The sequence below is a fragment of the Pseudoalteromonas obscura genome, from assembly GCF_030135505.1.
Classification (GTDB): domain Bacteria; phylum Pseudomonadota; class Gammaproteobacteria; order Enterobacterales; family Alteromonadaceae; genus Pseudoalteromonas; species Pseudoalteromonas obscura.
In genome coordinates, this window is sequence record NZ_JASJUT010000003.1 from 581218 (window position 1) to 602810 (window position 21593).

General features: G+C 41.2%; 16 protein-coding genes. 7 read left to right on the forward strand and 9 right to left on the reverse strand.

The annotated features are described in order from the left end of the window. Positions 1-13: 13 nt before the first annotated feature. Entirely contained in the window at positions 14-1015 is a 1002-nt protein-coding gene (locus QNM18_RS10635) for a 4-hydroxyproline epimerase (protein ID WP_211010762.1), read from the reverse strand. Between the two features lie 11 nt (positions 1016-1026). Continuing rightward, a complete protein-coding gene (dapA, locus tag QNM18_RS10640; RefSeq protein WP_023402094.1) occupies positions 1027-1941 on the reverse strand; it encodes a 4-hydroxy-tetrahydrodipicolinate synthase in 915 nt (304 codons plus the stop codon). Between the two features lie 205 nt (positions 1942-2146). On the opposite strand from dapA, the gene QNM18_RS10645 reads away from it, so the two are divergent. Then, positions 2147-3385 carry an NAD(P)/FAD-dependent oxidoreductase gene (locus QNM18_RS10645; RefSeq protein WP_284137175.1) on the forward strand — a complete coding sequence of 413 codons (1239 nt, stop codon included), beginning with the start codon at positions 2147-2149 and terminating at the stop codon, positions 3383-3385. Positions 3386-3415: 30 nt separating this feature from the next. Beyond that, on the forward strand, positions 3416-4630 hold the full coding sequence (locus QNM18_RS10650) for a M24 family metallopeptidase (RefSeq protein ID WP_284137176.1): 1215 nt from the start codon (positions 3416-3418) through the stop codon (positions 4628-4630). 45 nt (positions 4631-4675) lie between these two features. On the opposite strand, the gene QNM18_RS10655 is transcribed toward QNM18_RS10650, so the two are convergent. Both QNM18_RS10655 and QNM18_RS10660 read right to left on the reverse strand, forming a co-directional pair. Then, positions 4676-5407 carry a DUF4097 family beta strand repeat-containing protein gene (locus QNM18_RS10655; protein ID WP_211010756.1) on the reverse strand — a complete coding sequence of 244 codons (732 nt, stop codon included), beginning with the start codon at positions 5405-5407 and terminating at the stop codon, positions 4676-4678. Positions 5408-5893: 486 nt separating this feature from the next. Continuing rightward, complete coding sequence (locus QNM18_RS10660) at positions 5894-6307, reverse strand: hypothetical protein (RefSeq protein WP_211010754.1); 414 nt, start codon at positions 6305-6307, stop codon at positions 5894-5896. A 1028-nt stretch (positions 6308-7335) separates the two neighbouring features. Between QNM18_RS10660 and QNM18_RS10665 the strand changes: the two genes are divergently transcribed. Next, complete coding sequence (locus QNM18_RS10665) at positions 7336-8589, forward strand: aromatic amino acid transport family protein (protein WP_284137177.1); 1254 nt, start codon at positions 7336-7338, stop codon at positions 8587-8589. Positions 8590-8627: 38 nt separating this feature from the next. On the opposite strand, the gene QNM18_RS10670 is transcribed toward QNM18_RS10665, so the two are convergent. Beyond that, positions 8628-9557 (reverse strand): GGDEF domain-containing response regulator, encoded by a 930-nt coding sequence (locus QNM18_RS10670; protein WP_211010752.1) that lies wholly within the window; start codon positions 9555-9557, stop codon positions 8628-8630. Between the two features lie 151 nt (positions 9558-9708). Beyond that, positions 9709-10272: a lipid-binding SYLF domain-containing protein gene (locus tag QNM18_RS10675; RefSeq protein ID WP_211010750.1), complete on the reverse strand. Its 564-nt coding sequence runs from the start codon at positions 10270-10272 to the stop codon at positions 9709-9711. A 426-nt stretch (positions 10273-10698) separates the two neighbouring features. Here QNM18_RS10675 and QNM18_RS10680 point away from each other — a divergent pair, with 426 nt between their 5' ends. Then, positions 10699-11574, forward strand: coding sequence for a carboxylate/amino acid/amine transporter (locus QNM18_RS10680; protein ID WP_211010748.1), 876 nt, complete (start codon positions 10699-10701; stop codon positions 11572-11574). A 16-nt stretch (positions 11575-11590) separates the two neighbouring features. Here the strand turns inward: QNM18_RS10680 and QNM18_RS10685 are convergent, their stop codons facing one another. Continuing rightward, a complete protein-coding gene (locus QNM18_RS10685; protein ID WP_211010747.1) occupies positions 11591-12025 on the reverse strand; it encodes a GNAT family N-acetyltransferase in 435 nt (144 codons plus the stop codon). Positions 12026-12435: 410 nt separating this feature from the next. On the opposite strand from QNM18_RS10685, the gene QNM18_RS10690 reads away from it, so the two are divergent. Both QNM18_RS10690 and QNM18_RS10695 read left to right on the forward strand, forming a co-directional pair. Beyond that, on the forward strand, positions 12436-13980 hold the full coding sequence (locus QNM18_RS10690; protein WP_284137178.1) for a basic secretory protein-like protein: 1545 nt from the start codon (positions 12436-12438) through the stop codon (positions 13978-13980). A gap of 257 nt (positions 13981-14237) precedes the next feature. Beyond that, a complete protein-coding gene (locus tag QNM18_RS10695; protein ID WP_211010743.1) occupies positions 14238-15407 on the forward strand; it encodes a response regulator in 1170 nt (389 codons plus the stop codon). Here QNM18_RS10695 and QNM18_RS10700 read toward each other — a convergent pair. Both QNM18_RS10700 and QNM18_RS10705 read right to left on the reverse strand, forming a co-directional pair. Continuing rightward, positions 15399-18815, reverse strand: a complete 3417-nt coding sequence (locus tag QNM18_RS10700; protein ID WP_284137179.1) for a hybrid sensor histidine kinase/response regulator — start codon at positions 18813-18815, stop codon at positions 15399-15401. The genes QNM18_RS10695 and QNM18_RS10700 overlap by 9 nt on opposite strands. 263 nt (positions 18816-19078) lie before the next feature. Beyond that, positions 19079-19474 (reverse strand): MerC domain-containing protein, encoded by a 396-nt coding sequence (locus QNM18_RS10705; protein ID WP_211010739.1) that lies wholly within the window; start codon positions 19472-19474, stop codon positions 19079-19081. 289 nt (positions 19475-19763) lie between these two features. Between QNM18_RS10705 and QNM18_RS10710 the strand changes: the two genes are divergently transcribed. Further along, positions 19764-21146, forward strand: coding sequence for an MATE family efflux transporter (locus QNM18_RS10710; RefSeq protein ID WP_284137180.1), 1383 nt, complete (start codon positions 19764-19766; stop codon positions 21144-21146). Positions 21147-21593 lie beyond the last annotated feature (447 nt).

The following is a 21593-nucleotide window of genomic DNA, read 5'->3' on the forward strand; positions in this document are numbered from 1 at the left end:
TGCACAAAAGTAGTTAGATCACTTGAAACCCAAATGCATAAGGGTCATCGTCATCGACGGTGATACAGTTGGTGCCCGTTCGAATGGCCCAGCCCTGTATACTAGGACGAATTGCAGCTTTGCCAGCCACTTCGGTTACGTCTTCTATTCGGCCGATAAACTGGCTACCTATGTAGCTTTCGTGGATAAATTCTTGTTGCGGTTGCAGCTGTCCCTTTGCAAACAGCTGTGCCATACGAGCACTTGTGCCTGTGCCACAGGGCGAGCGGTCAATGGCTTTATCTCCGTAGAAAACCGCATTGGCCGCTGAGGAATTTGGTTTTTGAGGTTCACCAGTCCAAAGTACATGGGATGCGCCAGATACACTCGGATCTTCTGGGTGTATGCAATCAACTTTTGCGTTGACCGCAGCCCTCACCTCACGACTTAGCTTTATTAACGTATCGGCATCTACTTGCTCAGTTCCTTTGAAGTTTGCTTGAGGCTCAACAATAATATAAAAGTTACCACCGTAAGCGACATCGACCACCAGCTCTCCCAGCCCCGATACCTCAATCGTCAACTCAGAATGAGCCAAATATGCAGGGACATTTAATAGCTTCACCCATTTTACCTTGCCCTCGCTTTGCTCATACTCGGCATTGACTCTCCCTGCAGGCGTGTCAATTTTTACTTTTCCAGGTTGTTTGGGATGAAGTAACCCCTGCTCAAGCGCAAATGTTATTGTACCAATGGTGCCATGACCACACATGGGTAAGCACCCAGAGGTCTCAATAAAGAGAATACTGATGTCTCCATCTTCAGTGCAAGGAGGGTAAAGAAAAGCGCCCGACATCATATCGTGACCTCGAGGCTCAAACATCAAGGCTTTTCTGATCCAGTCATACTCGGCTAAAAAGTGCTGCCGCTTGTCAGCCATTGTGGCCCCCTTTAAGATCGGGTGGCCACTTGTGACAAGACGTACAGGGTTGCCACAAGTGTGGCCATCAATACAAAAAAATGTACCCCTGTTCATTTCGATATTCCTTAATCAAGCTTATATTTGCTTAGGTCAATACGATTGGTGATGGCTTCATCATACAGACGACTCACATAAGCCTTGTCTTCTTGACTCAATGTCAAACGTGGCGCACGTGTTTTCTCACTACCACGTCCAGCAAGCTGCTCTGCATATTTGATGCATTGCACTAATGTTGGGATCGTATCTAAGCGCAGTAATGGTAAGAACCAACGCCACAACTCTCTGGCTTCTTCGTATCTACCCTGTTGAGCAAGCTTGTAAATCGCCACTGATTCACGCGGGAATACATTGGTCAAACCTGAAATCCAACCTGTTGCACCTAGCATTAAGCTCTCTAGTGCAATGTCATCTACACCGCCAAATACGACAAAGCGATCGCCAAATGCAGCAAATAGCTCGCTAATGCGGCGTGTATCTTCAGTCGCCTCTTTAACCGAAACAATATTTGCTTCTTGAGCAAGTGTACGCATACCCTCAATCGAAACATCTACGCCATACGTGATTGGGTTGTTATAAATCATAATGGGCAATGCGGTAGAACGTGCTACCTGCTGATAGTGATAAATCGCTTCTCGCTCGGTTGAGCGATAAACCATACCGGGCAATACCATAAAGCCATCAATCCCGATTTCTTCAGCATCTTGTACAAATTCAACTGCTAGCGTAGTCGTTGTTTCTGCCACACCTGAAATTAAAGGTACGCGACCTGCCACAACTTCTTTTGCCATGGTCAAAATCTGTCGTTTTTCTTCTGCACGCAAAGAGCAATTCTCACCCACAGTACCCAAAACAATAATGCCGTGTACCCCTTCTTCGATCAGTGAATTGATCATTGATTTGGTCGTGTCAAAGTTAATCGATTCGTCATCATTAAACTGTGTGGTTACCGCTGGGTAAACCCCCTGCCATTCTACATTCATGGTTTTTCCTCTGTTATCGTTCTTGCTTTTTACTATAGGTATATTGTATACAATAATCAATATTCTATTTTAGGAAATTTCATAATGTCTGAGAAAAATCATGAAAATCAAAACTAAAAGACTGATATATAAGGGTTTAATTTTTTTCGTTAGCAATAAGCATTACTTTTAAGCGATAGATGCAATTTAAAATGAGGGTAAAACAATGACCAAAAATAAAAAAATTGCAGTAATCGGAGCAGGAATTGTCGGGTTGTGTAACGCGCTTCAGTTACAGCGACACGGTTATCAGGTTACTCTGTTTGATCCCAATGGGATTGGCACTAAATGCTCAATCGGAAACGCGGGCCATTTTGCAACCGAGCAAGTTTTTCCACTTGCTGATAAGGCCTTGCTTGGCAAATTACCAAAAATGCTCATGGATAGTTTGAGCCCATTGAGGATTGATTGGCGCTATATTCTTAAAGCATTGCCTTGGTTTGCAAGGTTTTGCGCCAATATGCCGACAGATAAATACAGACGAAATAGCACGGCACTCAAGGCACTTAACACCCCCGCCCTCGATTCATACAAACGATTGTTGGGCGACAACTTTAATGATCATATAAAACTCAATGGTAGCCTGTTAACTTTTGAAAATTTCAGCCTCCGGGCAGTTGAAAAGGTGTATCACACTTATTCATCTAACGGTGTAAATGTCGAACTGCTTGATAAACAAGCGGTGCATGCTTTAGAACCTCAGCTGAGTGATCAGGTCAATTATGCATTGCTGTTTAAAGATGTTGGGCACACTCCTGACCCTCATCAGTTATCTCTTTGTATTTATGATATGTTCGTAAATCTTGGCGGTGAATTTATAGAACAAGCAATCACCGAAATAAATGTTCAGAGCAACTCCGTTGATCTCACAACACCGCAGAGCGAACACAACCACTTTGCCAAAATTGTGATCTGTACAGGTGCTTGGAGTAAAGACCTTTGTGCACAGTTGGGATACAAGCTTCCAATTGAAGCTGAACGTGGTTATCACAATATGCTCAGCACACATGCATTAACACGACCCGTCGCCTCTGCAGATAGACAGTTTATCATGACCCCGATGCAATCTGGATTAAGATTGGCTGGCACCGTTGAATTTGCTGGGTTAAATACAGCACCACTGTACACGCGCGCTGCGCGCCTACTCACCCACGCAAAAGCAATGCTCAAAGCCTTTGCAGATGTTGAGCAAGGCACCCACTGGATGGGCCCTCGACCATCATTACCCGACTCACTACCAGTGATTGGGGCAGCCCCTAATCACCAAAATGTGATTTTTGCACTGGGTCATCAACACTTAGGATTAACACAGGCCGCTATCACCAGTGAACTCATCGCAAACGTGGTTGCAAAGCAGCCAACTGTATTTGATATTACTCCCTACAGCATTGCTCGCTTTCAGTGATGCTGGATTTTAACTAACTAGGATATATTTATGATAGGTATAGGTTTTCAAACTAAGCAGGCAGCCTTAGATAACCTCAACGATATGACCGCTGGGGCGACTCCCATTACCGAAGCCGAATATCGCGCACGCATGCACAAAGCTCAAACTTACATGCGTGAACACAACATTGATGCTTTATATCTCAATGCAGGTACAAATTTAAAGTACTTCACCGGTTTAAGCTGGTCAGCCAGTGAAAGGTTGGTTGGCGCTTTATTACCTGCAAACGGTGATGTTTGTTTTATCGCTCCCTATTTTGAACTAGGTACTATCAGCGACTATCAAGTTGTACAAGGTAAAATTTATGCCTGGCAAGAAGAAGAGTGTCCATATCAACTACTTGGTCAGGCTTTATCAGAGTTTGGGATTGGGCAAACCGCAACCTTAGCAGTAGACGAAAGCACTGCTTTTTTCACTGTCGACGGGATAGTAAACGCAAACTCGCAATTGAATGTGATCAATGCTCATAAAGTTACTAGTCATTGTCGTATGCATAAATCAGACAATGAACTTGCCTTGATCCAGCGAGCAATGGACATGACCTTAGCTGTGCACCAAGCTGCCGCTTCAATGCTCCATGAAGGCATTACCACCACTGAGGTGGAGGCGTTTATTGAACAAGCACATAAAAAAGTCGGTGCACCGGGTAACTATTTTTGTATTGTATTATTTGGTAAGGCGTCTTCATTCCCACATGGCGTCAAAGAACCGCAAACTCTTAAAAGAGGTGATGTTGTTCTTATCGATACTGGATGTAAGTTACATGGATACCTCAGCGATATCACACGTACTTATGTGTACGGAGAAGCTTCTGAGTTCCAACGTGAAATGTGGCAGCATGAAAAGCAAGCACAATTGCAAGCATTTAATGCAGCGCAAATTGGTGCAACATGCGGTGATGTAGATCACGCTGCAAGAAGCTATCTCGCGGCCCAAAGCTTAGGACCTGACTATCAGCTTCCAGGTTGTCCACATCGAACTGGCCATGGGATCGGGTTAGATATTCATGAACTTCCATACCTAGTCAAAGATAATCCACAGGCTTTGGCACCGGGCATGTGTTTTTCAAACGAACCCATGTTGGTGGTCCCTGATGAATTCGGTATTCGTTTGGAAGATCACTTTTATATGACTGAGGCTGGAGCTAAATGGTTTACGGAGCCAAGCTATAGTATAGACGACCCGTTTGGGCTAGAAAAATAAGCCAAACGCTGCGAGTAATGACTCGCAGCTTTTTGAATATGAAAATTAGTTTTGCTGCTCTCGGATCCCCTGTAAATTAACTTTACCCGAGCCATCATCGATCAGTTCAAATGACTGTGCATTTTTTACTGAAATACTGCCTGAACCATCATCGACAGACACTTTGCCCGACACATTTTCAACGACTATTTTCCCAGAACCATCCTCGATAGAAACATCGCCTTTGACATCCTCCACAGAAAGCTTACCCGAGCCATCATCAATAATAAGCTCACCCTGCACACCCGAAACTTCAATGCTGCCAGACCCATCTTCAATTTCAAGTGCGATCAAGTTGTCATTAACCTGAATAGAGCCGGAGTTATCATCGATATGTTGAATACTCACACCTGACACATCGAGTGAACCCGAACCGTCTTTGATCCGAGTCACAAGTGACTTAGGCGCTGTTATCGATAAGTGAATCAAAGTGTAATTAGTTTCGTGATGACAGACATTGGACTTGAGTAGCGCTTTACCGTTTGACTGCGTAAGATCCAAACAATAGTCATCACTTTCTTGAGATTGATAGATTTCGGCTGTTACGCTTATTTTATCCGTGTCTGCACCAACTACACGCAGCTCTCCTGCCCCAGCTTCTATTTTAAACTGGTTAATATCTGCGACTGGCAAAGACAATGACGTGCTTTTTACAAACTCAAAGTCAGACGAGTAAAACTGGTGAGCCGACGCGTTAAGTGAACAAGCCGCTAGTGCGGCCATCATGAATGCTTTCATCCTATGGTCCTTGTTGTGTGATATTTTTAAAGTAAGACGCAGTGAACGAAAAAAAGGTTTAAACACGGTGAATTTTTTTGGAAAAAATTTACTGTCAATGCTTCCAGCTCAAATTGCAAGCTCGACTTATGAATTCACAGAGGTGGATTTGTGATATCGCTCGATTATACTCATTCACCTATTTGATACTATAGCTGCCTTTGAAAGCCAACTGCTAGATAGAGCACATTTTTCCACAGATTCATTCAATGTATTGAGCTTACTCGAAAAAAGCAGAATATTTATATCACCCGCCAATTTAAATTAAGATTTAAAAACAGAGTAAAATAACAACACATTCGTTTAATAAACCCACACCATGACGAAATAAAAATCAAAATATAAATTAAATCATTTTATATAAATTTAGCTGGCAAGAATTATTTAATTTACAATAGCAATTCTTGCCAACTTATTAATTATCACTTACCAGCAAAGAGAATTAATTTACTTACAGCTAAAGGAAAGGTTTATCTGGTATGGTTCACCCATTGAATCTTCAGCAATGCCGCCACCAATCCACATTGCCGTACCAACATCATCGACATGACCCCCACCAAAAATAGACATGCCAGCACCAGCAACTTCAACAGCTTCAGCAAGGTTGCGATTTTTCAAATACTCTTGCTCAGGCATTGACCCCATGTATGTGATCGTTTCATTGATAACATAGGCTTGTGACGCACCATTTTCAGTGCAATAGTGGTTTGCTTGATCAAGCGCCTCTTTACCCGCTTTTTCTCTAGTTTCCGCAGTTAAATTAGCGTAGTGTTTGCCATCTTCCGCAGGCCTTACATTGTTGTGATGTGCACATCCACTTGCCAAAACGGCGATCATAGATACTGTCAAAAGTTGTTTCATTGTTTTCCCCAATCATGTTTGATGAACAAAGCATAGGACAAGCCGCTGTGTGAATCAGTCAGGGAGTGTTTAAAAATGTAACTCCTGCAACAAACACTTTGACAATTCACCCATTTCGTAAAGTTTTAGGTCAACCTTTTACAAGCAAAAGTTGCGCTTTTTCAGGGAAGGAGGGCTTCGGAGAAAAATTTAACACGAAAAAATGTTACCAAACTCACAGTTACATTATTCAGGTCATTACCAGTGCATAGCCAGCTTGAGCATGCACTAAAGTTAGCCTGTCAATCTCATCATTATATCAATCTAAGAAAGATGACGTTTTCTTAAAAAGAAGGAGACAAAACCATACAAGGGAAAGAACAAACAAATAATAAAGCATTCGAAACTACCGTTCTCAACAAAGTTCTAGCACTTAAATGTGCATAAATTAATCTTAAAACAACACCATAATTATACCACCCGATTAAATAACTATTAAGAGCGAGCTTGTATAAATTGAAAATAATATGAAGAAAATCATCTTTAATAAATACCCACATAAAAAACATATCTAATTAATAAACATACATAAAATATAAACCAGAAAAAATTATAGCAAATTGACTTAGTGCTTTTTCTACTCATTCAAAACCTAGACAATTGGAAAGTAGCGTGCAAGATATCAAAAGTAATAGTGGCAACTCATTTGCTTAATTTATTGACCTTTTCATAAGGGTCCGTACTTATTGGACTCAGCAGTTTAACCAGCATTCTTAGATACGGGTTGTGCTATCAAAACCTCACCAACCCTAGACGACATTGGCCGCAGCCACTTGCCAATCGACAGCTAAGAAACGCAGATATAGTCAAAGAACATGCTTTCGATATGCCTAACAGTTGCGCATCAAGAACGCTAAAATATGAATGGTTATTAACCGCAAAAGCCCTTCCCTGTCTATAAAACACGCAAACGAACCGAATAAACATGCATCAGCCATTGAATTTCTATATCATCCGCGCGATTAAAATTAAAACTTAGGACAACAAGTATGAGTAATTCACAGGCGGGAGATTCTCGCGCTATGGCAGATATGAGCCATAGCCGCTGGACCCAACATGACACGAATTGGGTATTGAGCCTATTTGGTACGGCTGTAGGCGCGGGGATCTTATTTTTACCAATCAACATTGGCATCGGTGGATTCTGGCCACTATTAATCATGGCTTTACTTGCTTTCCCAATGACCTATTTGGCCCATCGAGGGTTAGCCAGATTTGTGCTTTCATCAAAAAACAATGACTCTGATTTTACAGACGTGGTTGAAGAGCACTTTGGGGCAACCAGTGGTCGCCTTATTTCCTTACTGTATTTCTTTTCAATTTTCCCTATCTTACTTATCTATGGCGTAGGGTTAACCAATACAGTCGACAGCTTTATGGTCAATCAGCTGGGTATGGAATCTCTACCACGCGTTTTGCTTTCAGGTGTGCTCGTTGCTGGTATGATAGCCATCATGCTTGGCGGTGAAAAACTCCTGCTACGTGCATTTGCCATTTTAGTTTACCCTCTTGTGGGGGTTTTGCTGTTCTTATCACTATACTTGATCCCCAACTGGCAACTGCCCGCGATTTCATCTCCAGATTTGGGCTCTTTGACAGAAACTCTGTGGCTCTCTGTGCCCATCGTGGTCTTTTCATTTAGCCACGCAGCGGCTATTTCAAGCTTCGCAAATACACAGCGTAAGCACTACAAATCTGAAGCGACAGTCAAAGCCGAAGGAATTTTACGAAATACCGCACTCATGCTCATTGCATTTGTTTTATTATTCGTCTTCTCTTGTATATTTTCACTCACACCTGAACAAATGGCCGAAGCTAAAGAAGCCAATGTATCGGTTCTATCCTACTTAGCAAACGTGTATAACAACCCATTTATCGCGACATTAGGCCCACTTGTGGCATTCATTGCGATCACATCGTCATTTTTAGGTCACTTTTTAGGGGCAAGAGAAAGTTTTAACGGTCTGCTGACCAAACAAACTTCTATTGGCTATAAAGCAGCAGACAAAATTGGCGTGGTTCTGATGTTCATCTCTATTTGGATTTGTGCTGTAATTAACCCAAGCATATTAGATATGATGGGCGCGATATCCGGTCCAATTATCGCATTGATCTTATTTGTAATGCCAACAATCGCCATTTATAAAGTGCCAGCGCTACAAAAATATAAAGGTAACTTAAGTACTTACTTCGTACTGATCGTTGGCTTACTTGCGGTATCTGCATTGCTGTTTAATATGTAATTCTTTGCAAAAGGTGCAATCGTTATAATTGCACCTTTCTACTTAGGTTCTTTGGCAATCAAATAAGCCTGATCCCGACCGTTAGTCTTCGCCAAATACAGACCCTCATCTGCTTTTTGGATTAAATCTTCAATATTATCATAAGCTCCATAGTGGCCCACAGCGACACCAGCACTCACCGTCACTACATCAAATTGAGATTTGCAGTGTGGGATCTCTAAGCCCTTTACCGCATTCACTATAGACTGAGCAATCTTAAGCGCGCCTTCTTCACTGGTATTAGGAAGTAACACCGCAAATTCTTCTCCCCCATAGCGAAACACACTATCAAGCGGCCGGTTAACCATTTTCATTGCTATTTTTGCCACGTCCTTAAGCGCATCATCTCCTTGTAAATGCCCATATTTATCGTTAAACAACTTAAAATAGTCGATATCAAGCATGATGACTGATAAACATTGCTGTTGCCGTAAGTTTTGCCTAAACAAACGCTTGCATTCCATATCAAAGTATCGGCGATTAAATACTTCTGTTAATCCATCAAAAAACGAGTATTGCTTTAATATGTCTGTTTGACGCTTGTACTTTAAGTGAGTCCGAACTCTGTTTACTAGTGTCCTGGCAACAATAGGCTTTCCTAAAAAATCAACAGCCCCGGCGTCCCAACACAGTTCTTGCTGGTTTTCGTTGGTGTTTGATGTCACAAAAATGATCGGGATTTCGTTAAGCTCATCCATAGCTTGAATTTTTTTACACGCCTCCAAGCCAGTCATACCACCTAAAATCCAGTCCATCAAAATCAAATCAGGTGCAGACTTTAGGCAGTAATCGATTGCATCTTCAGCACAGTCGACTGCATCAACTTTACACAGCCCCTCTAAACAAGCACTCAGTACTTTTTGCGTCAGCGCAGAGTCTTCTACAATCAAAACTAAGCTATCACTGAGGTCGTCAATTTCCTTAAACACGCTACCCTCTACAATAATTAAACATGCCTATGTTGTTTATAGCGAATACTTTTGTCCCTCACAAGATCAAAAAGTAAATTCATATAAAAAATGCGTTTGTAGACGCGTCCCAACGCTGCATAAAACCTCTTCAGCTCATTAAGATGAAAAACTAATTCAAAGATTTATCAGGCCAAAATTTGGTTCCCTTCACAGTAGCCTGCAGCGCCAAACCACTTTGCGTTAAAGTGTAAACAGACAGATCTCCGTAATATACTTCGCCTTGAATTGCAGCGCCCTTTTCAGATGCTTTCGCTGCGGCATCGGCATTGCCGCCAAAGGTCCAACCGTTATTCACAAATGTATCGAGTGCTGCCGCAGTATGAAAAACGACGATCAGTCTATAATCTTTGACACCTAGGCCCAAACCAACTCCACCTTCAGCCATATTCATATAAGTAAATTGACCCGTTTGATTGTTTTGCACCACCCCATAGCCTGTGCCCGCTGAAACCAACAGTAAGTTAATGTTTGCATTTGAAAACACTGCGTAACCAACCGCTGATCGCAGCTGCGCTCGTGTATCCGGTTTTTCTTGATACAATTGCGCCAAAGTTTCGTTTTTCATTTCTATTATTTGTGCACGTTTTTGCACATTGTCCCCCGGCCCCATCGATGCACAACCACTGATTGCTAACATCATCAGTAAAACACTGGCTTTAAAAAAATATGTCATTTCTTACTCCTCAATTACTACCAAATTTGCCTAAGCCTTATGCCGTAGCGCACCAGTAGCATAAGATGCAAGCATCAAGTTTAGCCTAAGATGAACAGCGCAATGCGCAATTGTATAAAAGTGTAGAGTGAGCTTAGAAAAAGCAACCAATGAGGGACTCAAAATAAAAAGGCCACCATAAAATGGTGGCCTTTAACACATCATGGGTAATCATGAAAGGGATAAATGTGAAAACAACTTCATTGTAGCGACTAGGTAGTAAATTAAAATCATATTATAATGGGCAATTAGTTCGAATTTTCCGAACAGTTTCCACCCAGTCCCCCCGCTTCGTGATCGTTTAGGGTTATTTTGTTCTTTCATGGCCATTTACTCGATTTATTGAGTGCGAACTTTTACCATACACAAAAACTTTATATCGACACTATGCATTATCTTTCATTTGTAACCGTGCTCTGGGCATTTTCATTCAGTTTAATTGGAGTGTATTTGGCCGGACAAGTAGACTCTTGGTTTGCGGCGTTTAGCCGTGTCGTCATCGCATTATTGGTTTTTTTGCCTTTTACCAAAATTACCAATGTAAAGCCTCATGTTGCAGTCAGATTAATGGTGATTGGCGCAATCCAAATTGGTCTAATGTATGGATTTTATTACCATTCTTTCCTATATCTCAGTGTACCGGAAGTACTGCTTTTTACTGTAATGACGCCTGTATATATCACCGTAATTAGTGATTTACTAGAGAGGAAAATACAGCTTCATCACCTGTTTGTAGCGCTAATTGCTACATGTGGAGCAATCACCATTCGTTATGCCCAGCTCAATGATGACTTTTGGTTTGGTTTGATGCTAGTGCAAGGTGCCAATATCTGCTTTGCCTTAGGTCAAGTATTGTACAAACGTTTGCTTGCCACAGAGCAGCTACCAGCACAACATACCTGCTTTGGTTTTTTCTTTTTTGGCGCTCTCATTATCACAGGACTCAGCTACGCCATTTTAGGCAATGAAAATAAACTTCCTACGACTCAACTGCAATGGGGGGTACTCATATACTTGGGACTAGTCGCCTCGGGCCTTGGTTATTTTTTATGGAATAAAGGCGCGACCCTCGTCTCCGTCGGCACATTGGCAATTATGAACAATGTACTGATCCCAGCTGGTGTACTAGTCAACATTGTTATATGGAATAAAGATGCCGAATTAACCTCTCTGTTAATTGGCAGTGGCATCATTTGTGTAGCGTTGATCTTAAACTTTATTTTTGAAAAAAATGCTGCCAACAAAGAAACGGCTTCGCACTAGCAAAGCCGCGCTCAACCTATAGCGTTTTTAGAAAATGAATTTTACTGTCTGTGCCATCTTCTAGAGGGTGGCAGTCGACAATGTGATAGTTATTTTTTAATAGCATCATCAACATAGACCTAAAACGGTTCATAGACTTAACTGCAATACTATGAAACCCATGTGCTTTACACCAGCGCTCCTGTTCGGTTAATAAAGCTTGTGCAATGCCGGCACCACGGTATTGGGGTATCACTGCACCTAACCAACTATAAAAACGTCGCGCATCGACCGCATACCCCAACTTGTACGCTACAGGCAAGCCATCTACTTTCGCTATCAACAACAACACTTTTTTCCCTTGCAATCGAGCGTCTAAAATTTCTCTCGTTTTTGGTGTTGCGAATTCAGGGATTTGATTTTCTATGTCTATGAGATCTTCCACACAGCCCTGTTCAATATGCCACTTCATTTATCACTCCAACATCGCCTTTTTACATTTTTTGACATGCCATACTAGCTATGCGTTATTTATTTGGTCAATTTTCTTACTTATCGACTGAGCTTTCAACATTTCTCAAATTAAATTATTGAAAAATCGATTTTTTAACGGTGGAAAGTTGGGAATATTTAACCACCACACCTTTTAAGAAAGCCATATAAATATTCTTAGAACCAATGCAAATCGCATATTAAAACACCTAACTAGTTACAAAACTGTAAAAAAACCTTTGACAAAGTTCAAAATACAACCAATTATTTAAAACGTTCCAACTCAATTGGCAACAATAATGCCTGTGAAAAAATAACAACAATCAAGAAGCCAATAAATACAGTGGAACAAATCACAATCATTTTTTGGAACGATACAAGGTTGAATATATGAAAACTCAAATTACACACGTGTCACTGAAGAAAACCAGCTTAGCCTGTCTACTCAGCGCTCTTTTTTCTGCGTCTGTCATCGCACAAACAGACCTTACATCTGATAATCCAAATGCGATCACCGCATCGGGAGAAAATGGTAACTTTGAGGGCAGAACAAAAGCGTTTGATAATAATCAATACAGTAAATGGCTGACTTTCTCGTCATCAGGTTGGATAAGTTACCAGTTTTCTCAACCACAAAGAGTGACTTCCTATACACTTACCTCAGCAAATGACGTACCTAGCCGAGACCCTCAAGATTGGCAGCTACAAGGCTCCAATGATGGGGTCAATTGGTTTACCCTTGATACCAGAAACAACCAATCATTCAGTACCCGACATCAAACTAAACAATTTACGGTGGCAAACCCGCAAACATACTCATTTGTAAGACTCAATGTATTCTCAACAAATGGTGCCAATATTCTACAAATTGCAGAAATCGAAATGTTCGGCTCAGATGTTGTGACACCACCCGATAGTTTACCTATTTCACAAAGCAACACATTGAATGCCGGACAGTGGCAGCACTTTGGGCCATTTAATATAGCGAACAAGATTGTTGCAACTACTTCGGGTACGGGCGATGCTGACCTATACATGCGACGAGCAGCTCAACCAACAACTCAAACTTTCGATTGCTCTAGCACGAGCCCCAATGCAGATGAGTCTTGTTCACTACAAGGTAATGATGTGTATGTCTCAGTGTATGGGTATTCAAACACAAGCTATACCATTAATATAAAAGAAGAAGTGACGACTCCACCAAACGGCGAATGGAAAAAGCCACAAGTGAACTTTGTCGATGTGGATCCGCATACACAAGGTTCAATATTATTCAAACGCATTATCTCAGATCCAGCGGGGCATATGGCTAACCGCTGTGTCGACGTCGCAAAAATACTCTATCGTGATGCAGTTGAATCCAACAGATTCCGGAACCTACAATTTGAACTGAGAGCCAAAGATCATTGGGGCAATGAGTTTGTTGCCTACAAAATGGGAGAAGACGGTTCTGGTGAAATGACCATTGTTGTCAGTACCAGCCACTTAGAAAAAATTTACCGCGACAATGGTAATTCAGATTCAGCGATCCGCGATGAAATAGACGGCATTTTATCTCATGAAGTTACCCATGGTTACAATAACTCTCCACTTACACACGACAACTACGGGGACGGTAAAGCCTATTGGGCATACACAGAAGGACTCGCTGACGCCGTAAGAATTGGTGAAGGCTTACACAAAACCCGCACGCCTAATGTGAATGATCCGAAAAAATGGCTCGGTGGCTACACCACAACAGGGTTTTTCTTACACTATGTTCGAGTAACCCACGACCCAGACTTTCTTTACAAGTTTAACAAGGCGGCGAAGGATCTAGGCAATTATACTTGGTCATTTGAAGCAGCCTTTCAGCATGTACTAGGTCGTGGTGTAGATGAGCTATGGCAAGAGTATGTCACCTTCATAAATAATGGCGGTCAATTACCGTACTAACCAAAAAATATCAGCGAGAGTGCAATACCTCTCGCACATTCTTCACTTAATTCACGTCACCTTATTTAGATTTTAAAGCCACGCACACATCATCCTAGTATCCACATTAGAACATGCATCCAGAATTTTGAATTAGTTTAAATAATTTACTCTATACTCCATACTAAATACTTAGCATATGTCACAGTTGTACACTATGCTGATGAGAGTCAAAAGATTATGAATATTTTATAGTTCTGTGCAGGAGTATGTGTGCTATGACAGACATTGCCAAGGTTCTTATTGTTGATGATGAAGAAGCAGTAAGGGATATGATCACCGCAGCACTAAAGCCTTTTTTTGTTTGTGAGCAGGCTGAATCAGCAAGCGATGCCTTCGCAATTTTAGAGCACTTTGATCCTCAAGTCGTCCTAATGGATATTAGTATGCCAGGTATTGATGGCTTAGCTGCATGTGAAAAAATAAAAACTGAGATTGCACCTGCAAATTGCGCTGTATTTCTTGTGTCTGGTTATAACAACCTCGATATGCGGTTACGTGCTTTTGATGTAGGAGCCGATGACTTTATCGCCAAGCCATTTCAAATGAAAGAACTAGTTACAAAGGTGCAACGAGTCTGTGAATTTATCAACTCGCAGACGCTGCTTAAGGCCAGTGAACAAGAGTCTATAACGCTCGCGCTTTCCTCAATGCAACAAGCGTCACACTACAGCTTGGTTATGCAATTTTTTAAACTTCTAAATCAATGTAGTGATCAACAACAAGTTATCAACCAATTCTTCTCTACGATGAAACAATTGGGCATGCTAACCAGTATTATGATCAAGCAGGAGCAAATGCACTTTTATGGCCCAGGAGGCACTCAAATAAGTCCAATTGAGCAAAATATATTTGAGCTATTATGCACAAAAGGACGCTTACACAATTTTGGTAGGCGTCTGATTGTCAACGAAAAGCACATTTCATTTTTAATAAAAAATATGCCTGAGTCACCAGAGGAAAATGGCGCTATACAGGATATTTCAGTTGCCATTATTGAAGGAGTCGAAGCCAAGTTAATTGATCTCGGTAGACAGCACGCAGTTGAAAAAATAGTATTAGATATTACCAACGGGATCAGTGAACTTCATACAATTTCCGAAGAGTATAAAAGCCTGATCCTTGATGTGACCAATGATCTAAATCAGCAAATCTCTTCCAGTTTCCATATTCTTGATTTAACCGAAGAACAGGAACTCTTTATTGCCAACCTAATCGCCAAAGAGGCCAAAAAACTCAGTGCAATTGAGCCAAAAATGGATCTCCTGAAGTCGAATTTAACTGACATCATTGAGCAAACAGATAAATACTTCGCCATGGAGAAAAAGTCAGTGCCCGAAGCAGACACAAATATGGATATAAATACCACCAAGCCTGAATTATTTTAGGCATAATTGAGACACTCGATTGAGTAATTCCTGGGGGCGAAAAGGCTTGCGTATCAGGCTCTCATATAACTGCGGGTCAAAATCCGTGACTTTCTCGATGTCGACATAACCACTGATCATTTGCACTTTGATGTCAGGCCGCACTTCACGCGCCCTTTTGGCCAAACTAAAGCCATTTAAGTCCGGCATTAGGACATCTGAAATTACCAAGTCGTACTGCGTACTTTGCAGTGCACTCAATGCATCTAACGCACTTTCATAGATATCCACTTGATGGCCAACTTGACGTAATAATTTCGCCACGACGTCAGCCAAAGGTAACTCATCGTCTACAACAAGAATTTTCTGCGAGGCGTGATGTGGCTGATTAGTCACCATTTCAACCACTGAATTTTGCTGAGCTTGCGACTCAATTGCAGGAAAGTAGATTGAAAACATAGTGCCTTTTTCACTCGTTTTAACTTCTACTTGCCCCTTGCTTCGCTGTATGAATGCATACACTTGACTAAGACCTAGGCCCGTCCCTTTTTCTCCTTTGGTTGAAAAGAAAGGGTCAAAAATACTGTCTAAGAACTCCTCTGGGATCCCTGTTCCAGTGTCCGACACCTCGCACCTCACATGTAAACTTGGCGAAGCGCCGACAAGATCATTTTGATACCATTGAGTTGAAGTTTTAATGATAACCGTACCGGCTTCGTTTATGGCATGTACACTGTTTATCACTAAGTTTAGTATCATGTCGTCGAAATCGTGTTTATCTAGATTCACGCTCGGTAGCTCTTCCGCTAGCTCGAATATCAATTTAACATCGGCTTTGAGTGACTTTTCTAAAAGCTGCTGACTCTCTAGCAGCGCCTTGTTTAAGCTAAATATTTCACTCAATTCACTTTCTTTTTTCGAAAAACTTAATAACTTTTGAGTTAAATTTGTAGCACGCTCACCCGCTTTAACAATGGCTTGAATGTAGCTTCGTGAATCCTCATCTAACCCTTCTTGCATCATGATAATATCGCTATAACCTAGCATGATACCAATCAAGTTATTGAAATCATGCGCGATCCCCCCGGTTAATTTACCTAACGCATCCATTTTCATCGAGCGCCTCAACTGCTCTTCCTTTTCCTTTATATTGGTCAAATCAACACAGTTGCCAATGAAGCGACGCACACCATTGGGCATAAGAGGTAATTCACTGATTGATAAGTGCATTGGAAAAACACTGTTATCTGCTCGCTTTCCCACGACTTGACGACCAATGCCAATTACTTGCTTTTGTCCAGTTGTCATATAATTTGAAATGAATTGGTCGTGATGCTTTGCAAACTCATCTGGCATGAGCGTCTTGACGTTTTTGCCAATAACGCTTTGTGCCTGATATTGAAAAGCCACTTCTGCGGCCTTATTGAAGGTGAGTATTTGCCCTCTATCATTTATCGTGATAACTGGGTCGACCATAGATTGCAAAACTTCATCCTTTTCAGCTTCTTTTAACTCAAGTGATTCAATAACGTCGTGCAACATCGTAATGTCAGAGATCAAGGATGCATAACGCGGCGGCTCGCTCTGTGTATCAAACACCGTAAAGCTCTGCCACTCCGTCACTCTTTGCTGACCTTTTGCATCTGAAATAGCAATTAGCTGCTTGGCTGCATATTCATCTGACATTGTACTGAAGAGGTAACGCTCAAGTTCAACATTAAATTCTGAGGTGACAACTTCTGTCAAATTGCTACCAATCAGCGAGGTTTGGCTAACACCAAACAGGTCTGAGGCTGCCTGATTGCAAAATACGATGGTCAGAGATTTATCCCATTCAATAATTGCAAGCGGTGCGTGACGAACCAATCCAGCTAGTCTTTTTTGTGTTTGCTGTAGTGTATAGTCGGTTCTCTTTTGAATCGTAATATCGGAAATAACGCCGGCCATCGCGTATTTGCGATCTGCTCTTTTAACGATGGGAAAAAGTGTGATTGCACTATAAAAGGTCTCGCCACGCCGCTTATAATGAACCTCTTCTCTTATATAGCTATCTCCGGTCATGACCGAGTTCATGCGGTTATCTATAAAGTCCGCAATATTTTTTGGACAAGCTTGCAGTAGCTCTTGTGCGTTTTTAATAGGCGTAGTGACAGATAAAAACTGTTTTAGCTGACTGTTTAGATAGGCCACTTCTGCATTTTCTTGTAGTAAAAATACACTTTCGGGAATGTTTTCAATGATGGAATAAAATTTACGCTCACTTAGCTGCAGCTGTAAATTCAATTCAAATTCTTTTTGTTGGTCAACAAATGCTACCAAGTAGAAACCTTGTGCCTGTTTTTTTAAATTCAGTTTAGTGACGGACAAGTTTATTGAATGCCATTTTTCTCGATACAGCCAGAAACTTTTCACGCTTTTCCCGCTATTTCGTTCAGCCTCAATTGACAAGCTTAACAACTGATCAGTATCGCATGTATGAGACAGCTTGAAGAATCGCTTGAATTTCGCGAATGATTGCGGTTGAGATGTAAGGTAAGACTGAGCGACATGATTAAGATCTAAAATATGGCCCTGCTCGTTAACGATAACCACAGCATCGGTGATCCCTTCAAACAAGGCTTGAAAATAATCTTTTTGTTCTCGGGTTGCCGCGTGACTCGCCGCTAGGTCTTGAAATAGCCTATTGCTTCTGCGAGCAAGTTCACTGATCTCATCCTTTCCGCCTATCTCTATTAAAGTAGTACTATTATTTGAATTATAAGTATCGAAGTGACGAAAAATTTTCTGCAGCCGATTTCGAATCGATACGTGAAATATAAGCGCAACTAAAAGCGCGGTTACCAACATAATCACAAATAATGGTGTAAATGCGTGCATCGTTGAATTTTGAATGTACCTTGCCACAAGTGAATAATCAGCCAAAATTACAAGGTGTTTATTCTGATCGACGTTTTGCCCAAGTGAAATAACGCCAACCATCACTAACATATTGGTTGTTTTATCAAAATATGAGTAATCTTGCTCGTTTGACAGGGCATTGAGAACCTCAAGAGTTAGCTCAGGTGGCATGTCAAATGCCGTGGTCAATGCCTGAGCGGTAACACCACGATACTTTTGATTTGTACTAATTTCAACGTGACCTTGGGTATTGAACACCACAGCTAGAGCAACTTCTGAATGGGTTTTCATTAAACTCAGATACTCTTCAACCACATCCATTCTGTTTTCAGAAACCATAAATTCAATGGCCGTTTTAGCTTGCACAAACAGACTGCTCACTTCGTCTAACCTTGTCTCCAAATGGCTATCGGCCGTCTGTTTCAGTGTAAATATGTGCAAGGTTGCTACTTGCGCAAGTAATCCAAACACCACAACAACAAAAATCTTAAGGGCAATAGGAATTCGAGCAAAATTACTAAGCCGCTGCATAATTCAGACTGAAACGAATTGACGACGGAGCGAGACAGAAGTAATCGATAGCAAAGTAACCCTGCTAAAAACCACAACGTGTTGAATAAGAGGGACAATTCTAACCACATATACTCCTGCAACATAGCATCAATGCATTGAGCATAGTACAAGGTGATTAAATCACCTACTCGCAAAAGATTTGGTATCGATGTAATGAGTGTGATGCCAAAGGAGCTGTGTAAGGGGTCATTGCTCCCCTTACACTCTATAAATGAAGCAAGTTAATCACAGCAAACCGTATTTCGACATGCTCTAATATTATTGATATGGCAATATGCAACAATCAGGCTTCCTATCATAGTCAAGATAGTTTCCCCGTAATCACCAATCAAGTCGTGACCAAAAAGCGCAGCTACGCTTAACGTAAACAGGCCAACAATACCGGTCGTGAAAATACGCCATTGCTTATGAGCTTTGCAGCCGCTGTACAGGGCCAAAATACTGGTTAGCAACACACCAACCAATAATACTTGATGAAATGCCTCTTCTTTTAAAAAACTCGTAGCTAAAAAGGGCAACAATGTGATTGCAATAGGTAAAACCAAACAGTGCGCCAAACACATCACCGCCAAACCGATAGACACTCTGTCACCTGCTAATTGATAGTTGCCAAGCATTAATCTCTCCACACACCAAAAAGAGATAATATAACATAATATTTCAGTAATAGAATGCTCCATATCCACTATCAAAAACGAATACATGCTCCCTAGAACCTATGGATGTTTTAAAAAATCATAAAAAATACATGCCAAAATCATCAAGGATTTTTACTTATTCGCTTAGATAACCCTTACCCGAAAAGCAAATAAACATAAAAACCCAAATAACAAAACAAATAATTAACCCCATTAATGTTTTTTCAGTAAACTAGCGAGATAAATTAACAGTTCACAAGGATCATTTATGAGTACGACTACCGCAGACATTGAAATCGCACAGCAGCAGGATTCCCCATTGCTAACCGCCCCCATTTTTAAACAGTTTTGTTTTTTAGCAATCCCTACTATTTTAGGAATGCTAATCAGTGGCTTATACAGCTTTGTAGATGCCCTCTTTATATCTCAGGGTATTGGCGCACACGCTATGGGGGCTGTTTCTGCTGTATTTCCAATACAAATGCTGTTGATCGCGATTAGTACTATGTTAGGTAGCGGCATGGCATCTTTGGTTTCACGGTATTTGGGAGCAAATCGCCAGCAAGACGCCAACCAAGTATTTTCAGCTTCTTTTTTACTTGCTATTGGATCCGCATTTATATTGTGTGTTCTAACGTATCTTAACCTAGACAGTATTTTTAATTTGCTGGCTGTACCAGAGTCACTAAAAGCGCAGGCCACCAGCTATATCACACCGATCATACTATTTTGGGTGGTAGGCTTTATTTGTAATCAAATTACTGAAGGGTTTCGTGCTTCAGGCAACCCAAAAGCAATGATGCAAGTGTTAACTACGGCCTCAATCTTAAACATCGTACTTGATGCCCTCTTTATCTTTGTATTTGAGTGGGGAGTTGCAGGTGCGGCTTGGGCAACGATTTGCGCTATCAGTATTGCACTGGCTATCGCAATACAGTTGCAACTAAAAGGTGAAAGCAAAGTCCAGTTTCATAAGCAGCAAGTTTTTAGCCCGCTACAAATACACACAAAAATTTTAAGCCTCGGACTGCCTGTTTTGTTATCCCATGGCGGATTTTCTGTCATCCTTGGTGCAACGGTGTACTCAATATCTACGGTATTTGCAGATAATTCTGAGCCGCTTATCACAGCGCATGGAATTTTAGTGCGCAGTTACATGTTCTTATTTTTGCCCGTTATCGGCATGATGGTAGCGCTGCAAACCTTAGCGGGCTTCAATTATGGTGCAGGTCAATACCAGCGTGTTTATAAAGCATATATAGTCGCATGTGCGATGAGTTTCGCTTGGGGACTTATCGTGACCTTTATATTGTGCTTTAAAGCCCAATGGCTGATTGCCATGTTTACTCAAGATCAGCAAGTCACTGAACTGGGTGTTCAAATCGCACTCATCTCATTTTGTGGATTTGCCCTATCAAGCTTTTGCATGATGTCTAGCGGTCTGTTTCAGGGAATGGGTAAAGCAATTCCCGCTACAATGCTAGATGCCGCCCGTACCTATATTCTACTTTTACCCCTCATGGCAGTGCTACCTGAACTGTTCAACCCAAGTGCTCTATGGTGGTCTTTCCCCATTGCAGACATCGTTGGCGGTCTATTTGCGCTGAGTTTTTCACTCATCACCCTTAAAAAGCTAATGAAAAATAACTAGATCGGCACCAAGTTATAAAAAATTCATCTTAGTTTTTACATTGCAAATAAACAAATACCGATTTACCTATTGTTTTAGCACTTTAGGTAATCGGTACAATTGCAAAGCAAATTCAGATAAAAAATTCAAGCAATCACTTGTAAAACTTACCCACTCCCCGGCACTGGCATACTTTGATTAAATCGCGAGCAAAACCTTCAATTTAACTAAAAAAACCCTTTAGAATCTTATTATTATGAAATAGTCCGATGAGGCTATTTACATCCCCTGTCCCTAAACTTAGCGCCACGTGTAATGCACTGAAATCAACTCTCCATAATTCATACATATTTATCCCCAAATTGAAAACAAAAATTCATGTACCAATCATGAAACTTGAACACAACTTTATCCCAAAAAAACAAACTAAAGCTGATTTTGCAATAAAGTAAATGCACAAATTGCAAT

Excerpts from the sequence above, each read along its gene's own strand:
- QNM18_RS10635 (WP_211010762.1), bottom strand. The coding sequence starts at position 1,015 with ATGAACAGGGGTACATTTTTTTGTATTGATGGCCACACTTGTGGCAAC.
- dapA (WP_023402094.1), bottom strand. The coding sequence starts at position 1,941 with ATGAATGTAGAATGGCAGGGGGTTTACCCAGCGGTAACCACACAGTTT.
- QNM18_RS10645 (WP_284137175.1), top strand. The coding sequence starts at position 2,147 with ATGACCAAAAATAAAAAAATTGCAGTAATCGGAGCAGGAATTGTCGGG.
- QNM18_RS10650 (WP_284137176.1), top strand. The coding sequence starts at position 3,416 with ATGATAGGTATAGGTTTTCAAACTAAGCAGGCAGCCTTAGATAACCTC.
- QNM18_RS10655 (WP_211010756.1), bottom strand. The coding sequence starts at position 5,407 with ATGAAAGCATTCATGATGGCCGCACTAGCGGCTTGTTCACTTAACGCG.
- QNM18_RS10660 (WP_211010754.1), bottom strand. The coding sequence starts at position 6,307 with ATGAAACAACTTTTGACAGTATCTATGATCGCCGTTTTGGCAAGTGGA.
- QNM18_RS10665 (WP_284137177.1), top strand. The coding sequence starts at position 7,336 with ATGAGTAATTCACAGGCGGGAGATTCTCGCGCTATGGCAGATATGAGC.
- QNM18_RS10675 (WP_211010750.1), bottom strand. The coding sequence starts at position 10,272 with ATGACATATTTTTTTAAAGCCAGTGTTTTACTGATGATGTTAGCAATC.
- QNM18_RS10680 (WP_211010748.1), top strand. The coding sequence starts at position 10,699 with ATGCATTATCTTTCATTTGTAACCGTGCTCTGGGCATTTTCATTCAGT.
- QNM18_RS10685 (WP_211010747.1), bottom strand. The coding sequence starts at position 12,025 with ATGAAGTGGCATATTGAACAGGGCTGTGTGGAAGATCTCATAGACATA.
- QNM18_RS10690 (WP_284137178.1), top strand. The coding sequence starts at position 12,436 with ATGAAAACTCAAATTACACACGTGTCACTGAAGAAAACCAGCTTAGCC.
- QNM18_RS10695 (WP_211010743.1), top strand. The coding sequence starts at position 14,238 with ATGACAGACATTGCCAAGGTTCTTATTGTTGATGATGAAGAAGCAGTA.
- QNM18_RS10700 (WP_284137179.1), bottom strand. The coding sequence starts at position 18,815 with ATGCAGCGGCTTAGTAATTTTGCTCGAATTCCTATTGCCCTTAAGATT.
- QNM18_RS10705 (WP_211010739.1), bottom strand. The coding sequence starts at position 19,474 with ATGCTTGGCAACTATCAATTAGCAGGTGACAGAGTGTCTATCGGTTTG.
- QNM18_RS10710 (WP_284137180.1), top strand. The coding sequence starts at position 19,764 with ATGAGTACGACTACCGCAGACATTGAAATCGCACAGCAGCAGGATTCC.